The 26,563-nt window shown below is 73.0% G+C and carries 24 protein-coding genes and 1 pseudogene; 14 read left to right on the forward strand and 11 right to left on the reverse strand.

Translation table 11 applies throughout. The features are described 5' to 3' along the window. Positions 1 to 192 precede the first annotated feature (192 nt). The 4 genes from ACFOW4_RS29475 (at position 193) to ACFOW4_RS29490 (ending at position 8,249) form a co-directional block, all read left to right on the forward strand. The gene (locus ACFOW4_RS29475; RefSeq protein WP_377533553.1) at positions 193 to 1,656 is read left to right on the forward strand and encodes a protein kinase; all 1,464 of its coding nucleotides are present in this window, start codon (positions 193 to 195) and stop codon (positions 1,654 to 1,656) included. Between the two features lie 132 nt (positions 1,657 to 1,788). Further along, on the forward strand, positions 1,789 to 4,602 hold the full coding sequence (locus ACFOW4_RS29480) for a BTAD domain-containing putative transcriptional regulator (protein ID WP_377533554.1): 2,814 nt from the start codon (positions 1,789 to 1,791) through the stop codon (positions 4,600 to 4,602). Between the two features lie 166 nt (positions 4,603 to 4,768). Further along, positions 4,769 to 5,248, forward strand: coding sequence for a sigma-70 family RNA polymerase sigma factor (locus ACFOW4_RS29485; RefSeq protein ID WP_377533555.1), 480 nt, complete (start codon positions 4,769 to 4,771; stop codon positions 5,246 to 5,248). Positions 5,249 to 5,384: 136 nt separating this feature from the next. Next, positions 5,385 to 8,249 carry a BTAD domain-containing putative transcriptional regulator gene (locus ACFOW4_RS29490; RefSeq protein ID WP_377533556.1) on the forward strand — a complete coding sequence of 955 codons (2,865 nt, stop codon included), beginning with the start codon at positions 5,385 to 5,387 and terminating at the stop codon, positions 8,247 to 8,249. A 42-nt stretch (positions 8,250 to 8,291) separates the two neighbouring features. Here the strand turns inward: ACFOW4_RS29490 and ACFOW4_RS29495 are convergent, their stop codons facing one another. Continuing rightward, positions 8,292 to 11,630 (reverse strand): S8 family serine peptidase, encoded by a 3,339-nt coding sequence (locus tag ACFOW4_RS29495; RefSeq protein ID WP_377533557.1) that lies wholly within the window; start codon positions 11,628 to 11,630, stop codon positions 8,292 to 8,294. A 145-nt stretch (positions 11,631 to 11,775) separates the two neighbouring features. Here ACFOW4_RS29495 and ACFOW4_RS29500 point away from each other — a divergent pair. Next, positions 11,776 to 11,919, forward strand: a pseudogene (locus tag ACFOW4_RS29500) (low temperature requirement protein A); the annotation flags it as partial. Here the strand turns inward: ACFOW4_RS29500 and ACFOW4_RS29505 are convergent. Next, entirely contained in the window at positions 11,865 to 12,062 is a 198-nt protein-coding gene (locus ACFOW4_RS29505) for a hypothetical protein (protein ID WP_377533594.1), read from the reverse strand. The pseudogene ACFOW4_RS29500 and the gene ACFOW4_RS29505 sit on opposite strands and share 55 nt — an antisense overlap. Positions 12,063 to 12,080: 18 nt before the next feature. Here ACFOW4_RS29505 and ACFOW4_RS29510 point away from each other — a divergent pair, with 18 nt between their 5' ends. Next, positions 12,081 to 12,401, forward strand: coding sequence for a hypothetical protein (locus ACFOW4_RS29510; RefSeq protein ID WP_377533592.1), 321 nt, complete (start codon positions 12,081 to 12,083; stop codon positions 12,399 to 12,401). Between the two features lie 13 nt (positions 12,402 to 12,414). On the opposite strand, the gene ACFOW4_RS29515 is transcribed toward ACFOW4_RS29510, so the two are convergent. Next, on the reverse strand, positions 12,415 to 12,714 hold the full coding sequence (locus ACFOW4_RS29515) for a GNAT family N-acetyltransferase (RefSeq protein WP_377533558.1): 300 nt from the start codon (positions 12,712 to 12,714) through the stop codon (positions 12,415 to 12,417). 144 nt (positions 12,715 to 12,858) lie between these two features. Here ACFOW4_RS29515 and pdxY point away from each other — a divergent pair, with 144 nt between their 5' ends. Next, positions 12,859 to 13,710 carry a pyridoxal kinase PdxY gene (gene pdxY / locus ACFOW4_RS29520; protein WP_377533559.1) on the forward strand — a complete coding sequence of 284 codons (852 nt, stop codon included), beginning with the start codon at positions 12,859 to 12,861 and terminating at the stop codon, positions 13,708 to 13,710. Between the two features lie 10 nt (positions 13,711 to 13,720). On the opposite strand, the gene ACFOW4_RS29525 is transcribed toward pdxY, so the two are convergent. Next, on the reverse strand, positions 13,721 to 15,133 hold the full coding sequence (locus tag ACFOW4_RS29525) for a PLP-dependent aminotransferase family protein (RefSeq protein WP_377533560.1): 1,413 nt from the start codon (positions 15,131 to 15,133) through the stop codon (positions 13,721 to 13,723). A gap of 37 nt (positions 15,134 to 15,170) precedes the next feature. Between ACFOW4_RS29525 and ACFOW4_RS29530 the strand changes: the two genes are divergently transcribed. Then, complete coding sequence (locus ACFOW4_RS29530; RefSeq protein WP_377533561.1) at positions 15,171 to 16,073, forward strand: DMT family transporter; 903 nt, start codon at positions 15,171 to 15,173, stop codon at positions 16,071 to 16,073. Between the two features lie 75 nt (positions 16,074 to 16,148). Here the strand turns inward: ACFOW4_RS29530 and ACFOW4_RS29535 are convergent, their stop codons facing one another. Continuing rightward, on the reverse strand, positions 16,149 to 16,892 hold the full coding sequence (locus tag ACFOW4_RS29535) for a cellulose binding domain-containing protein (protein ID WP_377533562.1): 744 nt from the start codon (positions 16,890 to 16,892) through the stop codon (positions 16,149 to 16,151). 360 nt (positions 16,893 to 17,252) lie between these two features. Between ACFOW4_RS29535 and ACFOW4_RS29540 the strand changes: the two genes are divergently transcribed. Both ACFOW4_RS29540 and ACFOW4_RS29545 read left to right on the forward strand, forming a co-directional pair. Further along, positions 17,253 to 17,987 carry an SDR family oxidoreductase gene (locus tag ACFOW4_RS29540; RefSeq protein ID WP_377533563.1) on the forward strand — a complete coding sequence of 245 codons (735 nt, stop codon included), beginning with the start codon at positions 17,253 to 17,255 and terminating at the stop codon, positions 17,985 to 17,987. 63 nt (positions 17,988 to 18,050) lie between these two features. Continuing rightward, positions 18,051 to 18,971 carry a LysR family transcriptional regulator gene (locus ACFOW4_RS29545; RefSeq protein WP_377533564.1) on the forward strand — a complete coding sequence of 307 codons (921 nt, stop codon included), beginning with the start codon at positions 18,051 to 18,053 and terminating at the stop codon, positions 18,969 to 18,971. Here ACFOW4_RS29545 and ACFOW4_RS29550 read toward each other — a convergent pair. The 5 genes from ACFOW4_RS29550 to ACFOW4_RS29570 all read right to left on the reverse strand — a co-directional run bounded on the left by ACFOW4_RS29550 (position 18,961) and on the right by ACFOW4_RS29570 (position 22,768). Then, complete coding sequence (locus ACFOW4_RS29550; RefSeq protein WP_377533565.1) at positions 18,961 to 19,293, reverse strand: nuclear transport factor 2 family protein; 333 nt, start codon at positions 19,291 to 19,293, stop codon at positions 18,961 to 18,963. The two genes, ACFOW4_RS29545 and ACFOW4_RS29550, sit on opposite strands and share 11 nt — an antisense overlap. A gap of 42 nt (positions 19,294 to 19,335) precedes the next feature. Next, positions 19,336 to 19,872, reverse strand: coding sequence for a DUF2231 domain-containing protein (locus tag ACFOW4_RS29555; protein ID WP_377533566.1), 537 nt, complete (start codon positions 19,870 to 19,872; stop codon positions 19,336 to 19,338). Positions 19,873 to 19,957: 85 nt separating this feature from the next. After that, a complete protein-coding gene (locus ACFOW4_RS29560) occupies positions 19,958 to 21,214 on the reverse strand; it encodes a ricin-type beta-trefoil lectin domain protein (protein WP_377533567.1) in 1,257 nt (418 codons plus the stop codon). 136 nt (positions 21,215 to 21,350) lie between these two features. Further along, positions 21,351 to 22,019, reverse strand: coding sequence for a LysE family translocator (locus ACFOW4_RS29565; protein WP_377533568.1), 669 nt, complete (start codon positions 22,017 to 22,019; stop codon positions 21,351 to 21,353). Between the two features lie 2 nt (positions 22,020 to 22,021). Next, a complete protein-coding gene (locus ACFOW4_RS29570; RefSeq protein ID WP_377533569.1) occupies positions 22,022 to 22,768 on the reverse strand; it encodes a metallophosphoesterase in 747 nt (248 codons plus the stop codon). Between the two features lie 92 nt (positions 22,769 to 22,860). Here ACFOW4_RS29570 and ACFOW4_RS29575 point away from each other — a divergent pair, with 92 nt between their 5' ends. Further along, positions 22,861 to 23,508 (forward strand): CGNR zinc finger domain-containing protein, encoded by a 648-nt coding sequence (locus ACFOW4_RS29575; protein ID WP_377533570.1) that lies wholly within the window; start codon positions 22,861 to 22,863, stop codon positions 23,506 to 23,508. A gap of 67 nt (positions 23,509 to 23,575) precedes the next feature. Here the strand turns inward: ACFOW4_RS29575 and ACFOW4_RS29580 are convergent, their stop codons facing one another. After that, a complete protein-coding gene (locus ACFOW4_RS29580) occupies positions 23,576 to 23,782 on the reverse strand; it encodes a hypothetical protein (RefSeq protein ID WP_377533571.1) in 207 nt (68 codons plus the stop codon). Positions 23,783 to 23,908: 126 nt separating this feature from the next. On the opposite strand from ACFOW4_RS29580, the gene ACFOW4_RS29585 reads away from it, so the two are divergent. The 3 genes from ACFOW4_RS29585 to ACFOW4_RS29595 all read left to right on the forward strand — a co-directional run bounded on the left by ACFOW4_RS29585 (position 23,909) and on the right by ACFOW4_RS29595 (position 26,000). After that, positions 23,909 to 24,553, forward strand: coding sequence for a M23 family metallopeptidase (locus ACFOW4_RS29585; RefSeq protein WP_377533572.1), 645 nt, complete (start codon positions 23,909 to 23,911; stop codon positions 24,551 to 24,553). 201 nt (positions 24,554 to 24,754) lie between these two features. Then, the gene (locus ACFOW4_RS29590) at positions 24,755 to 25,666 is read left to right on the forward strand and encodes a TIGR03620 family F420-dependent LLM class oxidoreductase (protein ID WP_377533573.1); all 912 of its coding nucleotides are present in this window, start codon (positions 24,755 to 24,757) and stop codon (positions 25,664 to 25,666) included. 142 nt (positions 25,667 to 25,808) lie between these two features. Further along, on the forward strand, positions 25,809 to 26,000 hold the full coding sequence (locus ACFOW4_RS29595) for a hypothetical protein (RefSeq protein ID WP_377533574.1): 192 nt from the start codon (positions 25,809 to 25,811) through the stop codon (positions 25,998 to 26,000). The last annotated feature ends 563 nt before the right edge of the window (positions 26,001 to 26,563 follow it).

Consider the following 26,563-nt stretch of genomic DNA (forward strand, 5'->3'; position numbering starts at 1 on the left):
ACGCCGACCAGGTATCCCGCCTACGACGGCGCCGCGGGGTTGCCCGTCGGCGACCTGACCGGCGACGGCCGCCCCACCGCACGCGTGATCAGATCTGCTCGACGCGGCCGCCGACGAAGGTCTCGCCGAGGGTCGGCGACTGCCGGCGGTGTGCCGTGCTTGAGATGGGTGGGTCCGGGGTACCGGAAGTTCATGCCGAGTGTGGGGCAACTCGTCGGAGACCGTTACCGCCTGGTCGAGAGGATCGCCAGCGGCGGTATGGGCGACGTTTGGCGGGCCGTCGACGAAACCCTGGACCGGTGCGTGGCCGTCAAGATGCTGCACCCACGCCTGGTCACCGACGCCGGCTTCGGCGAACGGTTCCGCCGCGAGGCCCGCGCGATGGCGGCCCTGCGTCACCCGGGTATCGCCCAGGTCTACGACTACGGCGAGATGTCCCGGCCCGGAGCGCCGGCCCTCGCCTACATCGTGATGGAGTGCGTGCAGGGGCAGCCTCTGTCGGAGCGGATCGCCGAGGCCGGCCGACTGGACGCGGCCGAGACGATGTCGGTCGCCGCGCAGACCGCCCGCGCCCTGCAGGCCGCGCACGACGCCGGCGTCGTCCACCGCGATGTCAAGCCCAACAATCTGATCATCGAACCCGACGGACACGTCGTACTCGTCGACTTCGGCGTTGCCGTCACCCAGGAGGCGTCGAGCCTGACCGGGGCGAACCAGGTCGTCGGCACCGCCCTGTACATGGCGCCCGAGCAGGTTTCCAGGAACGAGACCACGCCGGCGATCGACATCTACGCGCTCGGTGCCGTGGTCTACCACTGCCTCGCGGGTGGACCCCCGTACCAGGGTGACAACGCCGTCGCGGTGGCGCTGCGGCACCTCGAGGACGAACCGCCGCCGCTGCCCGAGGACGTCCCGGCGGACGTTCGGCAACTGGTGGCCACCGCGATGGCCAAGGAGCCCACCCACCGGTTCCCGACGGCGGCGACCATGGCCGCCGTGGCGCAGGCCCTCGCGGGCCCGTCCGATGAGCAGGTCACGGCAGTTGTCAGTGCCGCCTCGACCGAGCTGCGAACCGTGCACCCGGCCGTTCGGCAGCCGGCGCTCAGCGGTGCCCCGAACCGGGCGGCCAGTCGGGGAAACACCACTCTCGCGGCACTCTTCGGACTGCTGGCCGCGGTGGTTGCCGTCCTGGTGTTCGCGGATCCGACCGGGCTGGTGCCGGGACCGACCGGGCGGCCGTCGGTGCCTCCCGCGGTGCCGTCGTCGGTGCCGCCACCGCAGGGCGGATCCAGCCCCGGTGCCGGTGGCGGCGAACCGGCCACCCGCGGTCCGGCCGGCCTGCCGGTGCGAGCGCCCGGAGCGGCCACCCGTACCGGGGGCGACAAGGCGACGGGTCGACCCACGCCGTCGGGCGGGAGCAGTGTGGGTACGCCCCGCCCGACATCGTCCCAGAGCGCCTCACCGGGAACGACGACGGCGCCGACGGGCGGAACGACGACGGCACCGACCGCGGAACCGACGCAGGAGCCGACGGCGGATCCGACCGAGGAGCCGACGGCGGATCCGACCGACAAACCGACGACCGACCCGACCGAGGAACCGACGGCCGGGGAGTCGACAACCGGAGGGACCGCGGCGCCGCGGGTCCAGCGCTGACCGACCGGTACCGGATACCGGCGCCCAACATCGTGATCCCCGGTGGCGGGGCCTTCGTCCCGGGTATGGCCCGCTCGTCGCCGCCGGTGGTCGCAACGACCAGGTCGCGGGCGGCCGGATACCGTTGCCGGCGTGCGGGCGGAGGCGGACGAGACGATCGGATTCTCGGTGCTCGGCTCGATCAGGGTCGTCCGCGCCGGCGCCGAGCTGCATCTGGGCGCCCGCCAGCAGCGCCTGGTGCTCGCGCTGCTGCTGGCCCGGGCCGGTGCACCGGTCTCCCTGGCTGAGCTGGTCGACCTGCTCTGGGACGAGGAGGCACCGGCCAGCGCCGCGAACGTCGTGCACCGGCACGTCGGGATGCTCCGGCGGCTGTTCGAACCCGGCCTGCCCACCCGGTCGGCGGGCCGGCACATCCTTCGCGAGCTCGCGGGCTATCGGCTGCGGACCGACGAGGAGTCCCTCGACCTGCTGAAGTTCCGTTCACTGAGCCGGCTGGCGGCCCGGAGCCTGCAGGACGGCGACCCGGAGTTGGCGCTGCGGCATTCCCTCGACGGGCTGCGGCTGTGGCGCGGCCGGTGCGCCGCGGGCCTGGAACCGGCATCCCGCCTGCATCCCGCGTTCCTCGCCGTGGAGGCCGAACGCGCCCAGGCCGTGCGCGAGGCCGCCGACGCCGCCGAGCGATGCGGCCGGATGAGCGCGGTGCTGGCGCCGCTGCGGCAGGCCGCCGAGCAGCACCCGCTCGACGAGTCGTTGCAGAGCCGGTTGCTGCTGGCGCTCGCCGCCGACGGCCGACAGGCGGAAGCCGTCGAGATGTACCGGGTGGTGCGCCGCCGGCTCGCCGACGACCTGGGCATCGATCCGGGCGAGGAGCTGCGGGAGGCGTACGACCGGCTGCTGCACCAGCGCACCCAGCCCCCGCGTACCGGGGCGCCGTCGCTCCTGCCCCGGCCCGCGCAGCTACCGCCGGACCTGCCGTTCTTCAGCGGCCGCGACGACCTCATCGCCGAGGCCCGCGCGGCGGTCGCGCGCCCGGGCGGGCCGGCGGTGCTCGCGATCGACGGCATGCCCGGGATCGGCAAGACCGCCCTCGCCGTCCACCTCGCCCACCGGTTCGCCGCCGACTACCCGGACGGGCAGCTCTACGTCGACCTGCGCGGATACGACGGGCGGGAACCGGCGATGAGCCCGGCCGAGGCGCTGCGCGGCTTCCTCCGCTCGCTCGGGGTGCCGCAGCAGGGCATACCCTCCGAGCTGCACGCCCAGGCGGGCATGTACCGCAGCAGCCTCGCTGGCCGGCGCCTGCTGATCGTGCTGGACAACTGCCGGGACGCCGAGCAGATCCGCCACCTGCTGCCGGGCAGCCCCGGCTGTCTGGCGATCGTCACCAGCCGTAGCCGGCTCAGCGGCCTGCTGACCGCGGCCGGCGCCCACCCGTTGCCGGTCGGCCTGCCGAGCCTCGACGAGGCCCGGGCGGCGCTCCTGCGGCCACTCGGCGCCGGCCGCGTCGCGGCGGACCCGGCCGCGATCGACGCCATCATCGCCAGCTGCGGGCGGCTGCCGCTCGCGCTGGCCGTGGTGGCCGCCCGTGCGGCGACCCTGCCGCGGACGCCACCGGCGCAGATCGCCGCCGAGCTGGCCCGAGCGCCCGGCAGCCTGGACGGCTTCGACGGCGACGACCCGCAGACCGGCCTGCGTGCCGTCTTCTCCTGGTCCTACCAGGCGCTGTCCGCCCCGGCCGCGCGGCTCTTCCGGCTGTTGCCGATCCATCCCGGCCCCGACATCTCGATCGCCGGGGCGGCGGGCCTGGCCGGCGTCCCGCTGCGGGCCGGGCGGGCGCTGATCGGCGAGCTGAGCCGCGCGCACCTGATCAGCGAGGAGTTGCCGGGCCGCTACCGCACCCACGACCTGCTGCTGGCCTACGCCACGGAACTCGGCGAGGAGAACGACAGCCCGGCCGAGCGCGCCGCCGCGGAGCTGCGCTGCCTGCAGTTCTACCGGGCCACCTGCTATCAGGCGCACCGACAGCTGCTCACGTCCGAGCACCAACCGATGATCGAGCCGGGGCCGGGCGAGACGCCGCTGCGCTTCGCCGGGCCCGGCGAAGCCATCCGTTGGTTCGGCGCCGAGCGGCAGGTCCTGATCGCACTGGTCGGCCGGGCCGCGCGGCAGGGCCGGCACACCGAGACGTGGCAGCTCGCCCTGGGCATGCAGCACTTCTTCGACCGCACCGGCAGGTGGGCCGACTGGACGGCCACCGGCGAGGTGGCCCTCGCGGCCGCCCGGGCGGGCGGCGACCTGGTCGGTCAGGCCCGGATGCACCGCAGCCTGGCCGGGGCGGCCTACTTCCGGCGCGAGCACGAGACCGCGCTCGGGCATCTCGACCAGGCACTCGACCTGCTGGCCCGGCTCGGCCTGCAGGACGAGCTGACCCGGGCCACGTTCAACCGGGCGATGATCCTGGCCGCCCAGGGGCGACACGAGGAGGTCGTCCGGACGCTCTCCGCGACGCTGGGGCCCTGGGCGGCCGGAGACGACAAGCTGTTCGCGGACGCCCTGGTGATCATGGCCGCGAGCAACGCCGAACTGGGCCGGGAGGAAGAGGCCGTGCGCTGCGCCGAGCAGGCGATGGCGTTGTCCCGCAGGGCGCGGTACAGCCTCGGCGTCGCCGAGGCGTGGGAGGTGCTCGGCCAGGTGCATTCCGCCCGCCAGGAGGTCGCCAGGGCGGTCGACTGCTGGCGCGAGGCGGCCGTCGCGTACCACGAAGCCTCGGCGTCGGCCCCGGCCGCGGAGGTGCTGGCGCTGCTCGGCGACGCCCTCGCCGCCGCCGGCGACCAGGACGCCGCGGTACGGGCGTGGCAGGAGGCGTCGGCTCTGATCCCGTACGCGCAGACCCGCACCGGCCGCCGGCTGGCCGGCCTGCTCTCGGCGGTCACGTCGCGTCGGTGACCGGTTGCGCGCGGCGACGGCACTCGATCCGCACTCGCGCATCAGTCCATTTGCAGCGCTCGTCCCTAGGCTCGTGCCGCATTCACCGTTGCTCCTGCTCCTGCTTGTGGGGGGAAATATGGTGCTGCCGGCACCCGACGAATCAACGGACGGCCGGGCCGAGCGCATGACCGGGTTGCACGCCGACCACGCCCGTGCCGTGCTGCGTCTCCTGCTCGTGCTGACCCGCGGCCAGCGACAGACCGCCGAGGACCTGTTGCAGGAGACGATGCTGCGGGCGTGGCGGCACCTCGACTCGGTGCCGGCCGAGCCCGAAGCCGCCCGCCGGTGGCTCTGCACCGTCGCCCGTCGGCTCGTCATCGACGGCGTCCGGCTGCGGCGGGGCCGCCCGACCGAGGTCCATCTCGTCGACCTGACCTGGATTCCCGCTGCTGACGACACCACCGGCACGGCGCTCGCGTCGTACGCCATCCGGTACGCCCTGCGCCGGCTGACCCCGGCGCAGCGCAGTCTGCTCTCCGAGGTCTACCTGGTCGGGAGGTCACCGGCGGAGGTCGCGGGCCGGCTGGGAGTGCCGATCGGCACGGTGAAGTCCCGGACCCACCATGCCCTGCGCGCCCTGCACACCGGCCTCAAGGCGGCCTGAACGAGGACGAATCCCTCCGGTCGGCGCTCCCTTCGCTGAGTCGTGGCTCACATCGCCCCGACGCGCGCCCGCCTCGAGGCCCGGGGCTTTGCCATGCTGGCGCGATCGTGCCAACCAGCCCTGGGAACACCGCACAATGACCGGCCCACTCTCCTTCGCCGTTCTCGGCCCGGTCCGGGCCTGGCGGGGGCAGTCGGAGATCGATCTGGGCACCCGGCAGCAGCGGTTGATCCTGGCGTTGCTGCTCACCCGGGCCGGCGGCACGGTCAGCATCGCCGAACTCGTCGACCTGCTCTGGGAGTCCGACCCTCCACCGAGCGCGGTCAACGTGGTGCACCGGCACGTCGGGATGCTGCGGCGGCGCTTCGAGCCGGGCCTGCCGACGCGGGCCGCGGGCTCCGTGCTGGTCCGCGACGGCGCCGAGTACCGGCTGCGGATCGACGGAGAGGCGTTGGACCTGCTGCGCTTCCGGCGGCTGGTCGCCCAGGCCGGCGGCAGCTCCGGCGAGTCGGCCGTCGCGCTCTACCGGGACGCGCTGGCGCTGTGGCGCGACCGGTGCGCCTCGGGCCTGCAGACCGGCGGTCGGGCCCACCCGGAGTTCGTCGCTGTCGACGGCGAGCGGTTCGCGGCCGTCCGGGCGGCGACCGACGCCGCCCTGCGGGCCGGTTGCGTGCACGCGGTGCTGCCCGCGCTCCGGCTGGCCGCCGAGTACGAGCCGCTGGACGAGGCACTGCAGGCGCGGCTGCTGCTCGCGCTCGCCGCGGACGGCCGGCGGGCCGAGGCCCTCGCGGCCTACGCCGTCATCGAGCACCGGCTCGCCGACGAGCTCGGCATCCAGCCCGGCGACGACCTGCGCGCCGCCCGGGACAGCCTGCTCGACCACGCCGCCCCGGCCGATGGCTCGGGGTCGCGTCGTGGCGTCAGACCGGTCTTCATCCGGCCCGGAGCGCCGCCCGGCGGCGCGGAGGCCCAATCGTGGTCGCCCGCCGACCCGGAGTTGTCGCAGTCGACCCGGGCGGAGCGGCCGGCGCAGTTACCGGCCGACCACCCCCACTTCACCGGCCGCCGTGGCGTCCTGGCCGACGCGGAGGAGCTGCTGGCCGCGGATCCGCGGATCACCACGCTGGTCATCGACGGAATGCCCGGCGTCGGGAAGACCACCCTCGCGGTGCACCTGGCGCACCGGCTGGCGGCCCGCTACCCCGATGGGCAGTTGCACGCGGACCTGCGCGGTTTCGACTCCGGCGACTCGGTGATGACGCCGGAGGAGGCGCTGCGCGGCTTCCTGTGGTCCCTCGGGGCCGCGCCGGCCGCCATCCCGACCGAGCTGCACGCCCAGGCCGGCCTCTACCGCAGCATCCTGGCCGAGCGCCGGATGCTGATCCTGCTCGACAACTGCCGCGACTGGCACCAGATCCGCCACCTGCTGCCCGGCACCTGCGGCAGTCTCGTCATCGCCACCAGCCGCCGCCGGATCACCGGCGGGGCCGGCCCGGCGGGCGCCCACGCGCTGCACCTCGACCTGCTGACCGACGCCGAGGCCCGGGAGCTGCTCGCCCGCCGGCTCGGCGACGTGGCGGCCGCCGAGCCGGCCGCCGTCGCCGAGATCATCGCGCGGTGCGGGCGGTTGCCGCTGGCCCTGGCCCTGGTCGCCACCCGCAGCGTCGGCCGGCCCGGGCTAAGCCTCCCCGCGATCGCCGGTGAGCTGGCCGAGGCCGACGGGCGGCTGGCCGGCTTCGGGGACGCGCACGCCGATCTGGAGGCGATCTTCTCCTGGTCCTACCGGGCCCTGACTCCCGGGGCGGCCCGGCTCTTCCGGTTGCTGCCCCTGCACCCGGCCGGGGAGGTGAGTACGGAAGGGGCGGCCGCCCTGGGCGGGCTGTCCCTGCGCGTCGCCCGGGGCCTGCTCGCCGAGCTCGCGGCGCAGCTGCTGGTCCAGAACGGCGACGGCCGGTGGCGGATGCACGATCTGCTGCGCGCCTATGCCGCGGAGCTGGGGGAGGAGCACGACGACGCGGCCGAGCGGGACGCCGCCGTCGAGCGGGTCTACGACTACTACCAGCTCAGCGCGTACGCGGCGCACCTGCCCCTGCAACCGCAGGTGCCGCTGCCGGAGCCGGAACCGTCCGAGCACGGGGTCACGGGACGCGGCTTCGCCGGCCGGGCCGAGGCGATGGCCTGGTTCGCCTCCGAACAGCGGGTACTGACCGACATCGTCGCGCGGGCCGGGGAGCGCGGCCGGAGCCGCACGGCCTGGCAGATCGCGCTGGCAATGCAGAACTTCTTCCAGGACACCGGGCAGTTCGCCGCGTGGGCGTCGACGGTGGGCACCGGCCTCGCCGGGACCGGGGGCGACCTCGTCGCCCAGGCACTGCTGCACCGCAGCCTCGCCGGTGCCTGCTACTTCCTGGCCGATCTGGACCGCGGGCTGTCGCACCTGCAGCACGCCCGGGCGCTCTTCGACCGGCTCGGCCGCCGTACCGAGCAGGGCCACGTGGAGAACAACATCGCCGAGATCCGGTTGGAGCAGCGGCGCTACCCCGAGGCGATCCGGCACGCCCAGGCCGCGCGGGCGCTCTTTCGCGCCGAGGGCAACGTGCGGGGTGCCACCAACGCCCTGCTGGCCATCGCGCGGGCGCAGGGCTGGCTCGGCCGGCACGCCGAGGCGCTGGGCATGTTCGTCGAGGCGCGGCGGCAGTTCGAGGCTATCGGGGACCTGCACGGGTTGGGCACCACCCAGGCGTGGCTGGCACACACGTACTCGATGATCGACGACCTGCCGCACGCGATGGCGGTCTGGCAGCAGGCGATCGACACCTTCCGCGGCGCCCGGGCCACCCACCACACCGCGGAGGTACTGGTCGCCATCGGTGACTTCCACTCCGCCAACGGCGACCCGGTCCTGGCCGGGAGGGCGTGGAGCGACGCCCTCGCCGAGCTCGACGGGACGGACTCGCCACTGGCCCGTCGGATCCGCGACCGGCTGCTCTGGCACCGCTGACCCGGACGCGGCGCCGGTGGGCGCCGCGTCCGGGACCCACCGTCAGTACCGGTAGGCGCGGATGATGGTCTGCTTGACCGTGTTACCGCTGGTGTCCGCCGCGGCGGCGCGCAGCGAGACGAAGCCGGTGCCGGTCGGGTTGTGCACCCAGGCCACCGCCTTCTCGCCGGACCGTCGCACGGTCAGCTGCTGCCAGGTCTTGCCGTCGTCGAAGGACGCCTCGACGGTCAGGCTCCTGGTCTTGCCCGGCGCCGCCCCGACCTGACGGTCGAGCGAGACCGGGATCGCGAACAGCTGACCGGCCGGCGCCCGCTTGTCGATGTCGAGCTCCGGGGTGTAGCGGATCGCCGTCAGCGGCAGCTTCACCAGTTCACCGTCGGCCACGTGGCCGGACTTGAAGGTCCACTCCGCGTCGACCAGCGTCGAGAGGGTGAACTCGGGGTCGCTGTGGAAGGTCGCGGCCAGCCGGTAGTCACCCGTCTCCGCGGGCACCTGCCACACCGACGGCGTCTGGCTCGCTTCGTCGCCGATCTTGACCCCGTTGCGGTAGAGGTTCACCTGCACGCTTCCGCCCCGAACATGCCGGAAGCCCATGTGCCCGGTGCCGTCGCCGTGCAGCGGCCCCGGCCCCCCGATCACGTCGCCGAAGTAGCGGGTGGCGAACTGCTGGCCGAAGTTGGGCTCCGGGAAGACCGGCCCGGCCACCCCGTTGGCCCACTTCACGTCGTACGTGCGCCCGGGCTTGAAGCTGGTCCACTCCGACTCGTAGTACGTGTACCTGAGCTGGTACGAGGTCGACTGCCACACCGCCTTCTTGTCCTGGTTGTAGTACTCGGTGATGGTGGCGGGCGCGTCGTAGGAGAAGCTCGGCGGGCCGTTGCGCTCGTCGCGGTAGATCGGCGAGTTGCCGGGCGCGTGCGCGACCGCCATCCGCGACACCGGCACGCCGGCCACGTCCGCGCCGACCTGGGAGCGGACCGTGGCGAAGTCACCCGCGCCCAGCTTGCGGGTCAGCCCGGTCATCATCTTCTCCGGCTCGTACAGGTAGACCCGGTAGACGTACGGGCTGTTGTACAGGGTGCCCTCCTCGCTCACCTGGCCCCAGATCCCGTTGACGTAGGAAACGAAGCCAGGCGTCGTGCCAGCCCCGATCTGCGCGGTCCGCGCGTGGTCCAACGGGAGGCCCATCACCACGCCGAACGGGTCGTTGCTGCCCCAGACCTGCGGCTGCTCGGTCCGGATCGTCCAGCCGAACTCCTCGTGGACCGCGGTGGCCTTCGCGTTCGGCACCGACACCGCGATCGGCTTCGCCGTACGGGTGTCCACGGTGAGCGCCTGGTCCCGGGTCAGGTCGAGGCTCGGCCGCACCATCGAGGTGATGTTCGGCAGGTACGGGTCGCCGGTCACCAGGTAGGTCTGGAGCAGGTAGCGGCCCGCGCGGACCCGGTACGTGCTGGTGCGGGGGTCACCGAGCACCAGGACGGTCTGCCGGTCCAGGTCGGTCAGGACGGTCACCCAGCCCTGCTCGGCCGTGGGCGCGCCGCCGTCCGGCCCGATCAGCTTGAGGGTCAGCGCGCTGCGGGCGATGTCGAGGGCGACCGGGGTCTGCACCTGCGCTCCGCCGCCGGTGGCCGTCACCTCACCGCCGAAGTAGCGGTCCGGCAGGCCGGTGTCGGCCTGCACGTTCACGGTCACGCTGGCCGTGCCGCCGGCCGGGACCGTCACCGAGGAGGCGCTGAGGCTGAACAGGCCGGCCGGCGCCGGGGCGCCGTCGGCGTCCTTGGCGTCGAGCGAGACCGCCAGGGTGAGGGCGGAGGAGCCGCTGTTCGCGTACGTGATCGTGCGCTGCTGTGCGGCGGCGGTCCGCTCGAAGGCGACACTGACCGGGCTCGCCGTGACATTCTGCTCGATCGCCCGGGCGACGTTGAGGAAGCCGGCGCCCTGCTCGTAGACACCGATGGTGGCGCTCGGCTGCGCGGCCGCCATCAGGGTGGACTTGATCCGCTCAGGCGTCCAGTCCGGGTGCTGCTGGGCCAGGATCGCCGCCGCGCCGGCCACGTGCGGAGCCGCCATCGAGGTGCCGTTGAGGCTGGTGTACTGCGGGTTCTCGTCGCTCGGCCACAGGCCGGAGGTCGAACTGCGGGCGGCGAGGATGCCGACGCCGGGACCGGTGATGTCCGGCTTGATGCCGGCGTCGCCCACGCGCGGGCCGCGGCTGGAGAACTCGGCCAGCTCGCCCGTCTTGGACACGGCGCCCACGGTCAGCGCCTCGTCCACGCTGCCGGGCGAGCTGATCGTGGACTCGCCGGCCTGGCCCTCGTTGCCCGCGGAGACGACGAAGAGCACGCCGTAACGGTGGGTGAGGTCGGTCAGGGCCGCCTCGAGCGGGTCGGTCCCCGGGCTGTCCGGGCCACCCAGGCTCATGTTGATGACCTTGGTGCCCTGCTCCGCCGCCCAGGTCATGCCGGCGAGGATCGCCGACTCCGGGCAGCCCTCCTCCATGCAGACCTTGGCGCTGTAGAGGGTGACGCCGGGCGCCATGCCCTTGTACCGGCCCTCCGACGCGGCCCCGCTGCCGGCGATGGTGGAGGCGACGTGGGTGCCGTGGCCGACCCGGTCGAGGGCGTCCGGCTCGGCGGTGAAGTTCTCCGCGGCGGCGACGTGACCGGCCAGGTCGGGGTGTGTCTGGTCGATGCCGGTGTCGACCACGCCGACCTTCACCCCCGTTCCCGTCCAGCCGGCCTCCCAGGCCTTGGGCGCGCCGGTCAGCGGCACGCTGACGTCGAGGGTGGGCTGACGCAGCCCGTCGAGCCAGATCTTGTCGAACCCGGCCCGCAGTCGCCGCTCGGTGCCGTTCGACGCGGAGGTGAGGTTGTTCCAGAAGGCCACGGCGTCCGCGCGGTTCTCCGCGACGGCGCTCGCCCCGGAGAGCTTCCGGGTGGTCCGGGCACCGGTCAGGTCGGCGGGCGCGGCGCTGCTGTGCTGCACGATGAGCGGCAGGGTGGCACGGGTGTCGTCGTAGCCGAAGTCGACAAGCGTCGAGATGTCGAAGAGCCGCTCGTCGAGCTTGCCCCGGTTGAGCAGGCCGACGGCGTCAGCGGGGATGACCTGCACGTCCTCACCGGCGCTGTTGGTGAGGAACGGGATCTTCTCCCGGCCCTTGCCCGGCACGACGTCGACGGCCGTGTGGCCGTTCACGGTGCTGACGTGGACGGTGTCGCCGGTGAGCAGAGTGACCGTCCGGGGCTTGGACGCGACCGCGGGTCCGGTCGTCGGCTTCGCGACCCGGGGCTGCGCGGAGGCCGGTAGACCGCCCGGAGCCACCGCCGAGACGCCCAGCACCAGCAGTGCCAGCGCCGATATCTTGCGAACTGAACGCATCATTCTCCCTGGATGAACGCGAGGGGTATCCGGGTGATCCGGACGTGACCGGAGGGTGAAAGTTCATCCGAAGTGACCTGGATCACTCCCGCTGCTGACCGCGCCACCCGGCTGGAGCCTGACCGCCATGGCCGGGGTGGTGCGGATGGCGGCCTCGGTGGACGGCATCGACGAGCAGACCGGGCGGTGGTTCGCCCCGGCGTACGCGCTGGTCCGGTTGGTGCTGATCGTCGGCTATCTGCGCGCCTGGCGGCACGTGGCCGACTCCCGCGCCACCATCCGGCCGTACCTGCTCTCCCACGGGGCGGGCGCGCTGATCTGGCTGGCCTCGGTGGCCGTGGTGGCGCCGGACGTGCGGCGAAGCGGCGCCTGGTCGAGGAGGGCGGTGCGGCCACCCGGCACGACGTCCACGACGTCTACCTCTACCTCCACCTACCGCTCGCGATCTCGCTGGCCGCCACGGCGGTCGGATTGGAGCACGCGATCGCGCACGCCGGGGACGACCACGTCTCGGCCGGTACGCGCGGGATCCTCGCGGCGGGCCTGGCCGGCTACCTCCTCAGCGCCGCCGTCATGCAGGCGGCGCTGTCCAGGCGGGTGCGCGTGGCGGTGATCTGGCCCGGGTCGGGGGTGCCGGCCGTGGTCGCGGTGACGCTGCTCGACCTGCCTCCGGTCGTGACGCTCGTCCTGCTCACCGCGGTCGTCGCCGCGGGTGTGGCCACCGGCTTCGCCCTGCACCGGGCCGGTGCGGTGCGTACCGCCAGGGTCTGAGCGCCCGTGCCGACTATTTGATCTTGCGGGACTGGGCGACGATGTCCTCGTACTCCGGGTGCTTGCCCAGCCACCCGGCGAGGAACGGGCAGATCGGCACCACTGTCCGGCCCCTGGCCCGCGCGTCGTCCATCACCGCGCGAGCCAGCGTCGATCCGACGCCCTTGCCCTCGAACTCCGGATCGATCTCGGTGTGGGTGTAGGCGATGACGCCGCCGGTCAGCTGGTAGGTGACCACCCCGGCGAGCGCGCCCGTCTCGTCGCGCGCCTCGAACCGGTCCCGGCTCGGCGCGTCTGTCACGGTGAACTGCACCGGAACATCCAACCACGCTCACCAGCCGATCGGCTGGTGAGCATGGTTACGCCGCCGGCGGCCGACCCCGCGGGCGGGTGGGCCACTCGAGGAGAAACGGCGGCCGGTACGTGTGGCGCCGACGGCAACCGCCATGATGGTGCGGTGAAGATCCTGTCCATCCAGTCTTCGGTCGCCTACGGCCACGTCGGCAACTCCGCGGCCGTCTTCCCCCTCCAGCGGCTCGGGCACGAGGTCTGGCCGGTACTGACGGTCCACTTCTCCAACCACACCGGGTACGGCGCGTGGCGCGGCCCGTTGCTGGCGCCGACCGACGTGGCCGACGTGGTCGCGGGCATCGCGGACCGCGGAGTCCTCGGAACCGCCGACGCGGTGCTGTCCGGTTACCAGGGTGACCCGGCGATGGGCGCGGTGATCCTCGACGCGGTGGACAAGGTCAAGGCGGCCAACCCGGAAGCGGTGTACTGCTGTGACCCGGTGATGGGCGACATCGGCCGTGGGATGTTCGTCCGGCCGGGAATCCCGGAGTACCTGCGGGACGTCGTGGTCCCACGCGCGGACATCATCACCCCGAACCACTTCGAGCTGGACTTCCTCGCCGGCCGTACGACGAGCTCGCTGAGCGAGGTGCTGGAGGCGGTCGACGTGGTGCGCGCGACCGGACCGCGGCACGTCCTGGTCACCAGCGTGATCCACGGCGACGTGCCGGAGGGGTCACTGGAGGTGGTGGCCGTCTCGGACGAGGGCGCCTGGGCGGTGACCACGCCGCTACTGCCCATCAACCCGAACGGTGGCGGCGACGTCACGGCGGCGCTGTACCTCGCGCACCTGTGCACCACGGGATCGCCCGCGACGGCACTGGAACGCACCATCGCCTCCGTCTTCACCGTCCTCGAGGCGACCCTCGCGGCCGGCACCCGGGAGATCCAGCTGATCGCGGCCCAGGACGCGATCGCGGAGCCGCCGACCAGGTTCACCGCCCGACGGCTGCAATGACCCACCGCGTCTACGGGGTCGACCGGTCCAGAGCCTCCCCCAGGACGCGAGCACCTTCCGCGTAGGCCGAGGGGTTGGGTCCGGCGTAGTTGAGACGCAGGAAGGCGCCGGTGGCCTCGGCAGGGAACCAGTCGGTGCCCGGGGCGACGAGCACGCCGGCGCGCTCGCAGTCCCGGGTCAGCTGTTGCAGGTCGGTCCCGTCAGGGAGGCGCAGCCACAGGTTCAGCCCGCCGGCGGGCACCGCCTCGATGTGGGCCTGCGGGGCGTGGTGCCGCAGGCAGGTCACGAGCAGGTCGCGGCGGGTGCGGAGCTGCTCGCGTACCCCGCGCAGGTGGGTCTGCCAGGCGGGTTGGGTGACGACGTCGAGTGCCGCGGCCTGCAGCAGGCCGCTGACGTACAGCGATTCGGCGCCGCGGTCGGCCAGGATGCGCTCGCGGGCCGGTCCGCGGGCGATGACCGCGGCGATGCGCAGCGACGGCGAGACGCTCTTGGTGAGCGACCGCAGGTAGAGGACGTGACCGGCGTCGTCGTGGGCGGCGATCGGTCGGGGGGTGGTGCCGATGCCGAAGTCGCGGGCCCAGTCGTCCTCGACGAGGAAGGCGCCGTGCGCTCGGACGACACCCAGGACCTGTTCGGCGCGCTCGGTCGACCACTGCGCCCCGGTCGGGTTGGCGTAGGTGGGTTGGGCGTAGAAGAGCCGGGCGCCGGTCTCGGCGAAGGCGCGGTCGAGGTCGGCCGGGTCCGGGCCATCGGGACCGGTGGGCACGGGAATGACGCGGACGCCGGCCTGCGCGGCCGCGGCGATGGCGCCCCAGTACGTCGGGGACTCCATGAGCAGCGGCCGGCCACCGGTCACGAGGGCGCGAAAGATGGAACTCAGCCCACTCTGGCTGCCGGGCAGGACGACGACGTCGCCGGGTGTGGGCGGGGCGACGCCGACCGGGCTCGAGGCGCCGAGTTCGTGGGCGAACCAGGACTGCAGCTCGGGGAGCCCGGCCACGGGCGGACGCGACAGGGCGGTGTCGCCTCGTGCCGCCCGGGTCAGGGCCGACCGGACCAGCCGCTCGGGCAGGAGCTCGCGATCGGGGTAGCCCGCGTGCAGGGCGATGACGTCGTTCGGAACGCTGCGCAGAGCCGTGGGGACCATCTGGATCCGGGACTGCGGTGCGCGTAGGGCGGCGGTCTGCCACCCGTAGTCCACGGTGCGGGCCGTGCGCGCGGCCCGGACGAAGGTCCCCACGCCGGGCCGACTCTCGATGAGGCCCCTGGCCGCCAGCTCGCGCAGCGCCTTCTGCACCGTCACCGGGCTTGCCTGATGTTGTGCGACCAGGGCTCGGGTGGACGGCAGCCGGGTGCCGGGCGGTGCGGTCGCGACCCAGTCCCGCAGCGCCGTCGCGATGCGGAAACTGCTACCGTCATTCATGACAAGGCATAGTAGCGCTACTCTCCCTCGCGCCTCGGTGATACCGCCCTCGCGCACCGCCGGCCTCCTCTGGGGGCTGCTCGGAGTAGCGGCGTTCTCCTTCACCCTGCCGTTCACCCGGGTGGCCGTGGGCGGTCTGTCGCCGCTGTTCATCGGCTCGGCCCGTGCGTTCGTCGCGGCCGCCCTCGCCACCGGCGCCCTTGCCATCGCCCGCCAGCGGCTGCCCGGCGGGCGGCAGTGGGCACGCCTCGCGGTGGTCGGTGGTGGGGTCGTGGTCGGCTTCCCCCTGCTCACCTCGTACGCGCTCACCACCGCCCCCGCGAGTCATGGTGCCGTTGTCATCGCCTTGCTGCCGGCCGCGACGGCGGCGATGGCAGTGCTGCGCACCCACGAGCGGCCCCCGGCGATGTTCTGGGTCGTCGCGGGCGTCGGAGCGGTGGCGGCGACGGGCTTCGCCTCGGCCCAGTGGGGCGGCCTGGGGCATCTGCGCCGGTCGGACCTGCTCCTGCTCGGCGCCGTCGTGGCCGCCGCCATCGGGTACGCGGAAGGTGGGCTGCTCGCGCGCGAGCTCGGCGCCTGGCAGACGGTGTCGTGGGCGCTGGTGCTCTGCTCTCCGCTGATGGCGTTCCTGACCGTCCTGTCGGCGCTGCGGCAGCCCCCATCCGGGACGCCCGTGCAGTGGGCGGCCTTCGCCTACCTGGGTGTCGTCAGCATGTTCCTGGGCTTCTTCGCCTGGTACCGCGGCCTGGCCATCGGCCCCATGGCCCACGTCAGCCAGGTCCAGCTCGTCCAGCCCGTCCTGTCGATCTGCTGGGCCGGTCTGCTGCTCGGCGAGCGGCTCACCTGGACCACCATCGTGGGCGGCCTGGCCGTCGTCCTGTGTGCCGGCGTCGCCGTCCGGGCACGCCTCGGCGCGGCGGGCACGACGTCCACCCGCTGACCGAGCCTCGTGCGGCGCGCCGGGGCAGGCCGAGACCTGCAAACGCCGGAACGAGCGGAGAGGTGACGTGCCCGGTCAGTCGTCCAGGCCGGTGCACGCGGCGCCGTCGATGCTGCAGCCGGTGGGGGCCGAGCCGACCGCGGTGCCGTTGACCCGGAACGTCACCTGGACCGAACCGCTGCCGGGCACCTGCCCGGTGCTCCCGTCCGGCACGAACGTCCACACCGCACCGTCCCGGCTCGCCTGCGCGCCGTCGACCGACTCGACGCTCAGCGACTCCCTCGGCAGGGTGATGACCAGCTTCCACAGCGGCACCGGCACCTGCCCGGCGTTGCTGATCGTCACGGCGGCGCGGTAGCTGAACAGAGCCCTCTCCGCGACGGCGAAGTCGGCGCGCAGGGCTGCCGGCGTGGGTGCGATTGTCGGGGCGGTCGGAGACGGCACGCCGCTCGACGATCCGACGGTTGGTGCGGCCGCGGTGGTGGTGGCGGCTGGTGGGGGCGCGGACGTCGTCGGGGCGGTGGCGGCCGGTTGTGCCTGCCCCCGCGAGGTGCCGACCGGCGGGGTGCCCACCTCGTCGACGGGTGGCGGCGTGTTGAGCGTCAGCGGTGCCGGCGCCTCCGGCGTGCGCAGCACCCCGATCACGGAGACGGCCGTCGCGACCAGTACCCCGAGTGCGGCGACCAGGGCCACCCAGGTGGCCCACGAGCCTCGACCCCGACCGGGGAGCGCCCGCCGTACGGCCCGGGCGATGGACACGATCCGGTCCAGCACGATGATCGGCACGGTACGCCGTGGCTGGGGCGGTGTTGCCGGCACTGCCTTTCTCCCCCTTCAGGTCCCACCGGACAGGCGCCTGCGCATGTCACCCGCCCGCTCGCGGCGGGCGAAGCCCGACGAGTATCGCCTCGAACATCTCCCTCGACGGCGGCTCCGACAGCGTCGGCAGGCCCAGCCCGGCGCCGACCTCAGCTACCGACAGTGGATGGTGACACAACTCGGCGATCCGTGCCCGTTCGGGGAGGAACGGCACGGCCGTCCGCCGGGCGGCTTACCGCCGTCCCCGCCACCATCAGCGAGGCTGATGTTGATCATCTCGATGATTCGTTGGTGGTGGTCCGGGCCGTGCGCGAGGCTGGACTCCGACCGACCGACAGCCCGAGCGAGGAGCAGATTGTCATGACCAATTCGCAGCGTGTGGCGATCGTCACCGGTGGTTCCCGGGGGATCGGCCGGGAGATCGTCAAGCGGCTCGCGGCGGACGGGTACGCGGTCGTCGTGAACTACGCGGGTAACACGGCCGAGGCGGACTCCGCGGTCGCGGAGGTGACCGGCGCGGGCGGCAGGGCCATCGCGGTCCGAGCCGACGTGGCCGACGAGAACGCCGTCGCGGAGCTGTTCGACACCGCCGAGCGCGAGTTCGGTGGGGTGGACGTCGTGGTGAACGCGGCCGGCGTCATGCCGGTGTCCCCGATCGCCGACCTCGACCTCGCGGCGCTGGACCGGGTCCTGCGGGTCAACCTGCGGGGGGCCTTCGTGGTCGACCAGCAGGCCGCCCGCCGGGTGCGCGCCGGCGGTGCGATCGTCAACCTCTCCAGCTCGATCACCCGGTTCGCCCGGCCGGGATACGCCGCCTACGCCGCGACCAAGAGCGGCGTGGAGGCGATCACCCTGATCCTGGCGCGTGAGCTGCGCGGACGCGACGTCACGGTGAACGCGGTGGCGCCCGGCCCGATCGCGACTGCCCTGTTCTTCGAGGGCAAGGACGAGCAGCTCGTGGCCCGGATCGCGGCCGAACCGCCGATGGAGCGCCTCGGTACGCCGGGCGACATCGCCGAGATCGTCGCCTTCCTCGCGGGACCGGCGCGGTGGATCAACGGCCAGGTGCTGTACGCCAACGGCGGGGCCATCTGAGCCCGGCGGGTCTCTCGGCCGAGCCCCGGACAGCCGGTCATCCCACCGTGGCATCGTGTGGCGGTGGAACTGAGGCACCTGGAGTACTTCGTCGCCGTCGCGGGGGAGCGCAGCTTCACCCGGGCGGCGGCCCGGCTGCACGTCGTGCAGTCGGCCGTGTCGGCGGCGATCTCCGCGCTGGAGCGTGAGCTGGGGGCGGTGCTCTTCGAGCGCAGCGCGCAGCGGGTCGTGCTCACCGATGCCGGAGAGGCGCTGCTGCCCCGGGCCCGGGCGACGCTGGACGCGGCGCGGGCGGCCCGGGACGCGGTGCACGAGGTGGGCAGGGAACTGCGCGGGACGCTGGTGGTCGGCTCCCTCAGCGGCGTGGGTGGGATCGACTTCGCCCGCCTGCTGGGCCGCTTCCACGCGGAGCACCCACAGGTGAACCTGCGCCTGCGGGCGGCCACCTGGGACGGGTCGGCCGGGCTGGCGCGCTCACTCGTCGAGGGCGAGTTGGATGTCGCCTTCCTCGGGGTCAGCGGGCACCCCTTCCCGCGCCTGCGGACCCGTGAGCTGGTCCGGCTGCCGCAGGTCCTGGTGGTACCCGCCGATCATCCGCTGGCCCGGCGGGACTCCGTCACCCTGGCCGAGGTGGCCGGCGAGAGCTTCATCGACTACCCGCTGGGCTACGCGACCCGCACCGCCAACGACCGGGCATTCAGTGCCGCCGGCCTGGAGCGGACCATCGCCCTGGAGGCGACCGACGTGACGGTGGCGGGGAACTTCGTCAGTCACGGCCTGGGGGTGGCGATCCTGCCGACCCGGGCGGTGCCGCGCAGCCCGCTCTGCAGGGCGCTGCCCGTCACCGACCAGTCGCTGGAGTGGTCGTTGCACGTCGCGACGGCGTCGCAGCGCGCGATCGGCGCGGCCACGAGGGCCCTGCTGGAACTGGTGGACGAGTACGTGGACGAGTACAGCGGGGGCGCCGGAGGCGTCAGCCGCTGATGCGCAGGCTCGCGATCAGACCGTCGCGTAGCTGGAAGGTCATCGGGCCGGTGCCGTTGTAGCCGTTGCCGCTCACCTTCAGGGTGGCGACGTAGCTGTCGGGGTCCGGGCCGGGCTCGATCGCCAGAAGCGTGAAGTGCGTCTGCACGCCGATGTTGTCGGTACGGTCCCAGTCGCGCACGCCGTCGCGCCCGTGGAACTCGCGGCCCCAGTCGTTGAGGTAGGCGTCCTGGGTGAAAGCGGCGGCGAAGGCCTCCGGGTCACCGTGGTTGGTCGCGTCGATGAAGGCGCGGATCGCGCCAGGAACGTCGGTGGAGGTCATGGGTTTCATTCTTCAGCAAACCGCAGCCCCGCCGAGGCGGGGTCAGAGACCCGTCCAGACCGCCTTCGCGCCGGAGTCGCCGGTGCGGATCACGTAGTAGACCCCGAGGCCGGCGGCAACCAGCGATAGGACCTGCAACGACACGGTCAGCGCCCGGCCGGATCCGCCACCACCGGCGGCGTCCGCCACGGCGGCTCGTGGCGGGACGAACCAGACCAGGGCCAGCGCCACGACCGCCAGCCCGATCGTGGCGTAGAGCGTGAGGTTGCCCAACTGCTGATGGGCCTCCAGCTTCGGCACGTACTCGGGGCTGACCCGGTTGGCGGTCTTGAGGCGGTTGAGGAAGGCGTCGCCGGAGAGCTTGGCGAACAGCGCGGCGACCGGGGTGCCGAGGGCGAGCAGCCCCAGTACCCAGCGGGTGTGGGGACGGACGGGGGAGAGGAACGCGTAGCCAAGCGTCAGGGCGGCCAGCAGCGGCACGAACACGACGGCGGCGTGGAGCACGAGCGGGTGGGCGGGGACGCCCATGAACTCCTCGAACATCGGCGTCTCCTCCGGCGGTGACGGGCCCACGGTCACGTCGGCATGGACGCTATCGGTGTCGGCGGAACGTGTCAGCCCCGAAATCCGGTGACCGGACGGTCCACTGCGGGGAGGGGAATTCCTAGGCGCGTGACCACTTCTGGTTGGCGGCGCCGGTGCAGTCCCACAACTGCAGCTTCCCGCCGTTGTTGGGGTTGGCGTCCCGGACGTCCACGCACCGGTTGGCGCTCAGGTTGACCAGGTCACCGGCGGCGTTCAGCGTGAAGCGTTGGGCCGGATTGCCGTTGCAGGTGACGAGGTTGACCTCGGTCCCGTTGGCGGTGCCGGCCCAGGCCGGGTCCATGCACTTGCCCATGGCGCGGATGGTCCCGTCGCTGGCGAAGGTCCAGGCCTGCGCGGCGGTGGTGTTGCAGTCCCAGATCTGCAGCTTGGCACCGTCGACCGGGTTGGCGCCGGGGATGTCGACGCAGCGGCCGCTCTGTGCCCCCCGGATGCGGGTGGTGCCGGGGGCCGGCTCGCCGCCGCCCGAGGTGTAGCTGGACACCCGGACGTAGTCGATGAGCATCTGCTGCGGGAACTGGGTGGAGGCGTCCGGGTAGCCGGGCCAGTTACCGCCGACGGCCACGTTGAGGATCATGAAGAAGGGGTGGTCGAACACCCATCGGTTGCCACCGAGCCGGGCGGGGTCGACCCGGTGGTACTGAACCCCGTCCAGGTACCAGGTGATCACGTTCGGCTCCCAGTCGACCCGGTAGGTGTGGAAGCCGTCGGCGAGCGGGCTGGCGAGCGTGCGGCTGCCGGTGATGCCGCCGGCGCCGGAGTAGCCGGGTCCGTGCACCGTGCCGTAGACGGTGTTGGGTTCCCGGCCGATGTTCTCCATGATGTCGATCTCGCCGACGGTGGGCCACCCGCCGCTGCCCGTGCCGAGCATCCAGAACGCCGGCCAGATGCCCTGACCGCGAGGGATCCTGATGCGGGCCTCGAACCGGCCGTACGCCTGGGTGAAGGTGGCGGCGGTCAGCAGCCGCGCCGAGGTGTACTCGCAGCGCCCGTAGTGGCACTGGTAGTTGGCGGGGTTCTCCCGGCGGGCGGTGATGACGAGGTTGCCCTGGCCGTCGTGGACCGCGTTGCTGGTGCTGTTGGTGTAGTACTGCCGTTCGTTGTTGCCCCAGCCGCCACCGCCGATGTCGAACCGCCACCTGCTCTGGTCGACGGGTGCGCCGGCGGGGGCGTTGAACTCGTCCTGCCAGCTGATCGGGCCGATGGCGGCCTCGGCCCGGTCGGGGTGCGCCGGGAGGACGAGGGCCGCGGCGGTGGCGATGAGGGCGACCGCCAGGGCGATCGCTCGGGCACGGAGGGCGGGGCGGGCTGTGAACACGGCAGCCTCCTCAGGTGGTGAGGGCTCGGCCGACGGACCCGGAGAGCGCTCTCCCAACGAAGCATGTCGATGTTACGTATGTCTGTCAAGAGTGTTATCAGTGGAGGTGAGCTGAACTCGGCCGGCCGCTCGCGGATCAGCCCGTCGCGGCGCGGATACCGAGACCGACCAGGATCGCGCCGGTCAGCCGGTCGAGTGCCCGACGCACCCGGACGGTACGCAGCAGCCGGGCCGCCGCGCCCGAGATGGCGGTCCAGCAGGCGAGCCAGCAGGTGTGCAGCGCGGCGTGCGCCGTGGCCAGCACCAGCATCGGGATCAGCACCGAAGTGTGCGAGTGGAGGAACTGCGGAGCGAGGGTCAGATAGACGGCGGCGGCCTTGGGATTGAGCACATTGCCGAGCAACCCCTGAAGGTACGGGTGGTGGCCCTGCCACGGCAGCCGCCGAGGCCGGCGGGCGGCCGGGTCGCTCGGCGTGGCGGGCTCGCTCGGCGTGGCCGGGTCGGTCGGGTGCCGGCGACGGGTCGCCGACCACAGCAGCCACAGTCCGAGCCCGACCAGATAGGCGGCGCCGGCCAGCTTCACGATCCAGAACGCCTGCGACGAACGCAGCACCAGCGCGGCGAGCCCGACGGCGGCGAGAGTCGCGTGCACGTAGATCCCGGTGACCGTACCCAGGATCACCCACCAACCCTGCCGGCGCCCACCAGCGGCGACCCGCGACACGACCAGGGTCAGGCTGGCCCCCGGCGTCATGGTGATCGGCGCGAGGGCGACCAGGAAGCCGAGTACGGAGATCCCCCGCATCCTCAGACCACCACCCGGTAGTGGGTGGTCAGCAGCCCCGCGTCGTCGTAGACGTGGAACGCCACCCCGGGCGGCTGTCGCAGGTCGACCAGCGGACCGTCGCCCTCCCAGGGCAGCCGGAGCGTGGAGACGACGCCGGGCGCGATCCGCAGGGGCCGACCGGCGAAGGTGCTCGCGGCGGCGGTGTGGAAGTGCCCGGTGAGTACCGCGACGACCTGCGGATGGGCGGCCAGCAGCTCGGCCAGCGGCTCGGCGGGAAGCAACCGGATCGGGTCGATGACGGGGTGGTGCAGCGCGACCGGCGGGTGGTGGAAGGAGACGAAGACCGGCGTCCCGGCCGGCACCGAGCCGAGCTGATCGGCGAGCCAGCCCATGGTCTCCGCGTCGAGGTGGCCGTCGTCCTCGCCCGGAACCGACGAGTCGGCGAGCAGGAAGACCGCGCCGGCCACGTCGTACCGGGTGTTGATCGGGCCGCTCCCGCCGGCCTCGTCACCGAGCAGGCCCTTGCGGTACGCGTCGCGGACATCGTGGTTGCCGGGGCAGACCAGGACCGGCAGAGGGGACGCGAAGAGCTTCGCGGCGATCCGGTACTCGGCCACCTCGCCGTGGTCGGCGATGTCCCCGCTGATCAGGATCGCGTCGACCGGTCGCGGCAGGGCGTGCAGGTAGTCCATCACCCGGGCGGTCCGCTCGGCCGACCGGGGATGGCTGTCGAGGTGCGTGTCGCTGAGGTGTGCGATGACGAGCACGGAGTTGTCCCTAATGGTTGTCCCTGGCCTTGGCATTAGGGACGCTAACTCGGTCGAGCCGGGCCAGACAGGCAGGTACCAGAGGAGACTTGATGTCACAGCAGCTCGTGCTCGCCCTGGCCGGCACCATCCGGCACGACGGCAACGGCGGCGTCGTCGACGACCTCGCCGACGTCGCCGGACTGGCAACCTGGATCCGGGAGCACGCCGAACCGCTGCGGGGATACGATGCCGAGCCCGGCACGCCCGACGAGCAACTCCGGCTCGACGTGGTCGCATTGAGGCGTGCCGTGCGTACCCTCCTCGCACGGGCGGTCCGCCCCGGGCCGCCGAGCCGGGCCGATTCCTCGGCGCTGCTTCCCGTTCCGGACGCCGTCGATCACCTCAACCAGGCCGCCGGGCGGCTGCCGGTCCGGCCCGTGCTCAACTGGCCGGACGAGTCGACGCCGACGGTCGCCTGGCGCGGCGAGCCGGCCGATGCCCAACTGCGGCTCACCGCGGGGCTGGCCCGGGCCGCCATCGACTTTCTGGCCAGCCCGGCCCGTGCCCAACTACTCGCCTGCCCGGCGCCGCGCTGCGTGCGCTACTTCGTCAAGGAACATCCACGCCAGGAGTGGTGCAAGCCGTCCTGTGGCAACCGCGCCCGCGTGTCTCGGCACTACCAGCGCCACGCGGCGAACCGGTCGGATGCCTCGGGCCGACCCACCTCGACGCCACCACCCACATCCGGCGCGGGCTGAGCTTGCCGGACGAGGGGCTGCCCTCCCGGTACAGCGGAGGACAGCCCCTCGTCAGCAGGTGGGTGCGTCAGGCGACCGATGCCGGGAACCGTTCCCAGATCCAGTGTGCGGCCATCAGTTGGTGCAACGCGGTGAAGGCGGTGATCCCGGAGTCACCCGCGATGACGCCGGGGGTGTCTGCACCCCCTCCTGCCCGCGGCACAGCGGCACCGGCGCCCCACGCTCCGACCGCCTTGCCGTGCCGCCAGCACTCCTCGGGCTTGCTGGAATCCACGGAAACGAATTCCTCTCGGGGAGCTTCGATGTGCAGGCCCCTGGCCCCTACCCTCGGCCTGGCGGGCAAAACGCAACGAGTGCCCGTGGCGATCGCCCGGCAGCGAGACGCTTGCCGGCCTCTGCCATGCTCGGGCCCGTGACGACCGGCCACCGCACCAGATCACGCACCCGCCGCCGTACCTCCCGGGCGCTCATCGCCATCGGCGCGGTGGTCACGGTCCTCGCCCTCGCCGTGGTCGTCGTACCGCTGCTGCGGCCACCGGGCCCGCGCCCGCTCTTCCAACTCCCCGTCGCCTGCGGCGAGACCTGGCAGCTCGGCACCTACCCCGGCCACGGCGACTACGACGTGGACCTGTTCCCCCTCGAGGGCCCGGCGTGGGGTCAGTCGGTGCTCGCGTCGTACGGCGGCACGGTCACCGTGGCGGGCATCAACGGGTCCCTGGGCGGCCGCACCCCGAACGACCCGGACGGCCCGCGTGGCCGCGGCGGCGGTTACTGGGTGAAGATCGACCACGGCGGCAAGTGGGAGACGCAGTACCTGCACCTGCTCGAACCGCCGCTGGTTCGGGTCGGGCAGGAGGTCGCGCAGGGGGAGCAGATCGGTCGGGTCGGCAGCACCGGCAACTCCGGCGCACCGCACCTGCACTACGAGCAGCGTCGGGGCTGGGACAAGGTCGAGGCCCACTTCGACGGTTCGCCGTCCGGCATCACCAACGACGACACCGAGTACACGGTCAGGCGGACGAGCAACAACTGCCTCACCGACTGAGGGCAGCCGCCGTCCGGCGGGGCGGGGCCGGAGGCACACCGGCCGCGCCGAGCGCCTGATCCCATCGCCGGCCAGCGCCGTCCCACCCCTCGTGCCGCCCTCCGGCCCTGCGGAACCGGTCGGTACAAAATTGGGGAATGCCCTGCGATCCTGCTAGGTTCTCTTCTGTACCGAGCGGTACTGAAGTTGGAGGAGGTCGACGTGGACGCCATTCGCAACGCCCTGGGCCCGGTCGGGATCTGGAGCATGGAACTGCGCGGGGCCTCCCGACCGCAGGTACGGGAAGCCGCCGCCGAGCTCGACGAACTGGGCTATCGAGCTCTGTGGATCCCCGGCCTCGACGGGAAGGGGGCACTTGACGACCTGGGCCACCTGTTGGCCTCGGCGCCACGGGCCACCGTCGCCCTGGGTGTGCTGTCGATCTGGGGCCACGACCCGGCCGCCCTCGGCGACCGGATGATCGCGTTCGACACCAGCTACGGACCCCGCGCCCTGCTGGGCCTGGGGATCAGCAACGCCCACTCCGCCGCCAACGCCGGCCAGGACTACGGCAGCCCCACGGTCTCCATGGGCCGGTTCCTCGACGGCCTGGACACCGCCCCCCACCCCGTTGCGGTCGACCGCCGGATGCTCGGAGCGCTCGGGCCGAAGATGGTCGACCTCGCCGTCGCCCGCACCTCGGGCTGGCATCCGTTCCTGGTGACTCCGGAGTACACGGCCGGGCAACGCGCCCGCGTGGGTAGCGCGCCGGTCGTCGCCCCGCACCTGGCGGTCGTGCTGGACCGCGATCCCGCCCGGGCCCGCGCGGCGGCGCGTGACGGCATCGGGATGTTCATCGGGTTCCCCGCCTACCGCGCGAACCTGACCCGCCTGGGCTTCGGCGAGCAGGACCTCGTCCCCGGCGGCAGCGATCGGCTCATCGACGCGCTGGTCGCCTGGGGGGACCTCGACGACGTCGCCCGCCGTGTCCAGGCCCACCTGGATGCCGGCGCCGACCACGTCACCCTCCACGTCCTGCGCAGCCAGCCGGACGACGGCGGAGACCTGCCGCTGCCTCAGTGGCGCGAGCTGGCCAGCCTGCTCCCGGCCCTGACCCGCGGTGCCACCGCCTGACGTGTCGGACCGCTCCATCAATCGCACCACCGCCTAGACCAGCCGGTCTGCCGCACCAGCCCATCCGAGCAGCGGGTATTCGGCCGCGACCGTCATCAGCCTGCCGCTGGGCGCGCTGATCGGGCACCTCGTCGGCTGGCGGATGGCGCGGGCGGCCACCGACGGGCTCGAGGGCGGAATGGCCATCCTGGTCAGCGCCTCGCAGATCAGCCTGGCCGCGGGACCCCTCGCCGGTGGGGTGCTGGTCGACGGCGTCGGCATCGGACTCACCTTCGCCGCGGCGACCCTGCTGATCCTGCTCAGCGCCGTCGTACCGCTGCGGGGCCGCCACTAGCGCGTGGCGGATCCCGGCGGCCGAGCCGCCGGGGACGCGGTACGCGGTACGCCGTTCGGCCGGCACCCGCGACCGGGAGTCCGCACCCGACGGGGCCGCCCTGCGCCAGGCTCCGAAGGGACGCCCGTTGGGCTACCTCAGACGGGCCGAGACCTGGACGTTCGAGGCGGTAGCTCCGGTTGGCGCCCCGCCTCCTGCGCAGATGACGGCGTCTTCGTCGGGGTCCTCGCACGCGCGCCGACCTGAGGGAGTACTGTCTTCCTCGACCGGAAGGGTCGAGCCGCTGGCTCGGACCGGACGGAATGACCTCGGGGTCGGGTGGGTTGTACCCACCAGATCCCGGTCCGGGAGGTGCCCCCGATCCGCCGCGAGGCGGATTTGGAGCGGCGAAACCGACCGGGTAAGGTTAACGACCGGCAGGGAACCGGGCGAGTACGCGGGAAACCGCGGCGGCCGGCTTGTCGAATCCACAGTTGAGAGCGGCGCGAGCCGGTTGATTCAGTGGTGCCCGCAATATGGTGTGAAGCAGTTCGAACCGGGTTACAGCGGTTTGACACGGCGGA

This window comes from Micromonospora sp. GCM10011542 (assembly GCF_042650685.1).
GTDB lineage: Bacteria > Actinomycetota > Actinomycetes > Mycobacteriales > Micromonosporaceae > Micromonospora.

What these genes read in the sequence shown, in the direction of transcription:
- ACFOW4_RS29475 (WP_377533553.1), top strand. Translation starts at nt 193, where the DNA reads ATGCCGAGTGTGGGGCAACTCGTCGGAGACCGTTACCGCCTGGTCGAG.
- ACFOW4_RS29485 (WP_377533555.1), top strand. Translation starts at nt 4,769, where the DNA reads ATGACCGGGTTGCACGCCGACCACGCCCGTGCCGTGCTGCGTCTCCTG.
- ACFOW4_RS29490 (WP_377533556.1), top strand. Translation starts at nt 5,385, where the DNA reads ATGACCGGCCCACTCTCCTTCGCCGTTCTCGGCCCGGTCCGGGCCTGG.
- ACFOW4_RS29495 (WP_377533557.1), bottom strand. Translation starts at nt 11,630, where the DNA reads ATGCGTTCAGTTCGCAAGATATCGGCGCTGGCACTGCTGGTGCTGGGC.
- ACFOW4_RS29525 (WP_377533560.1), bottom strand. Translation starts at nt 15,133, where the DNA reads ATGAATGACGGTAGCAGTTTCCGCATCGCGACGGCGCTGCGGGACTGG.
- ACFOW4_RS29540 (WP_377533563.1), top strand. Translation starts at nt 17,253, where the DNA reads ATGACCAATTCGCAGCGTGTGGCGATCGTCACCGGTGGTTCCCGGGGG.
- ACFOW4_RS29550 (WP_377533565.1), bottom strand. Translation starts at nt 19,293, where the DNA reads ATGACCTCCACCGACGTTCCTGGCGCGATCCGCGCCTTCATCGACGCG.
- ACFOW4_RS29565 (WP_377533568.1), bottom strand. Translation starts at nt 22,019, where the DNA reads ATGCGGGGGATCTCCGTACTCGGCTTCCTGGTCGCCCTCGCGCCGATC.
- ACFOW4_RS29575 (WP_377533570.1), top strand. Translation starts at nt 22,861, where the DNA reads ATGTCACAGCAGCTCGTGCTCGCCCTGGCCGGCACCATCCGGCACGAC.
- ACFOW4_RS29585 (WP_377533572.1), top strand. Translation starts at nt 23,909, where the DNA reads ATGCTCGGGCCCGTGACGACCGGCCACCGCACCAGATCACGCACCCGC.
- ACFOW4_RS29595 (WP_377533574.1), top strand. Translation starts at nt 25,809, where the DNA reads ATGGCGCGGGCGGCCACCGACGGGCTCGAGGGCGGAATGGCCATCCTG.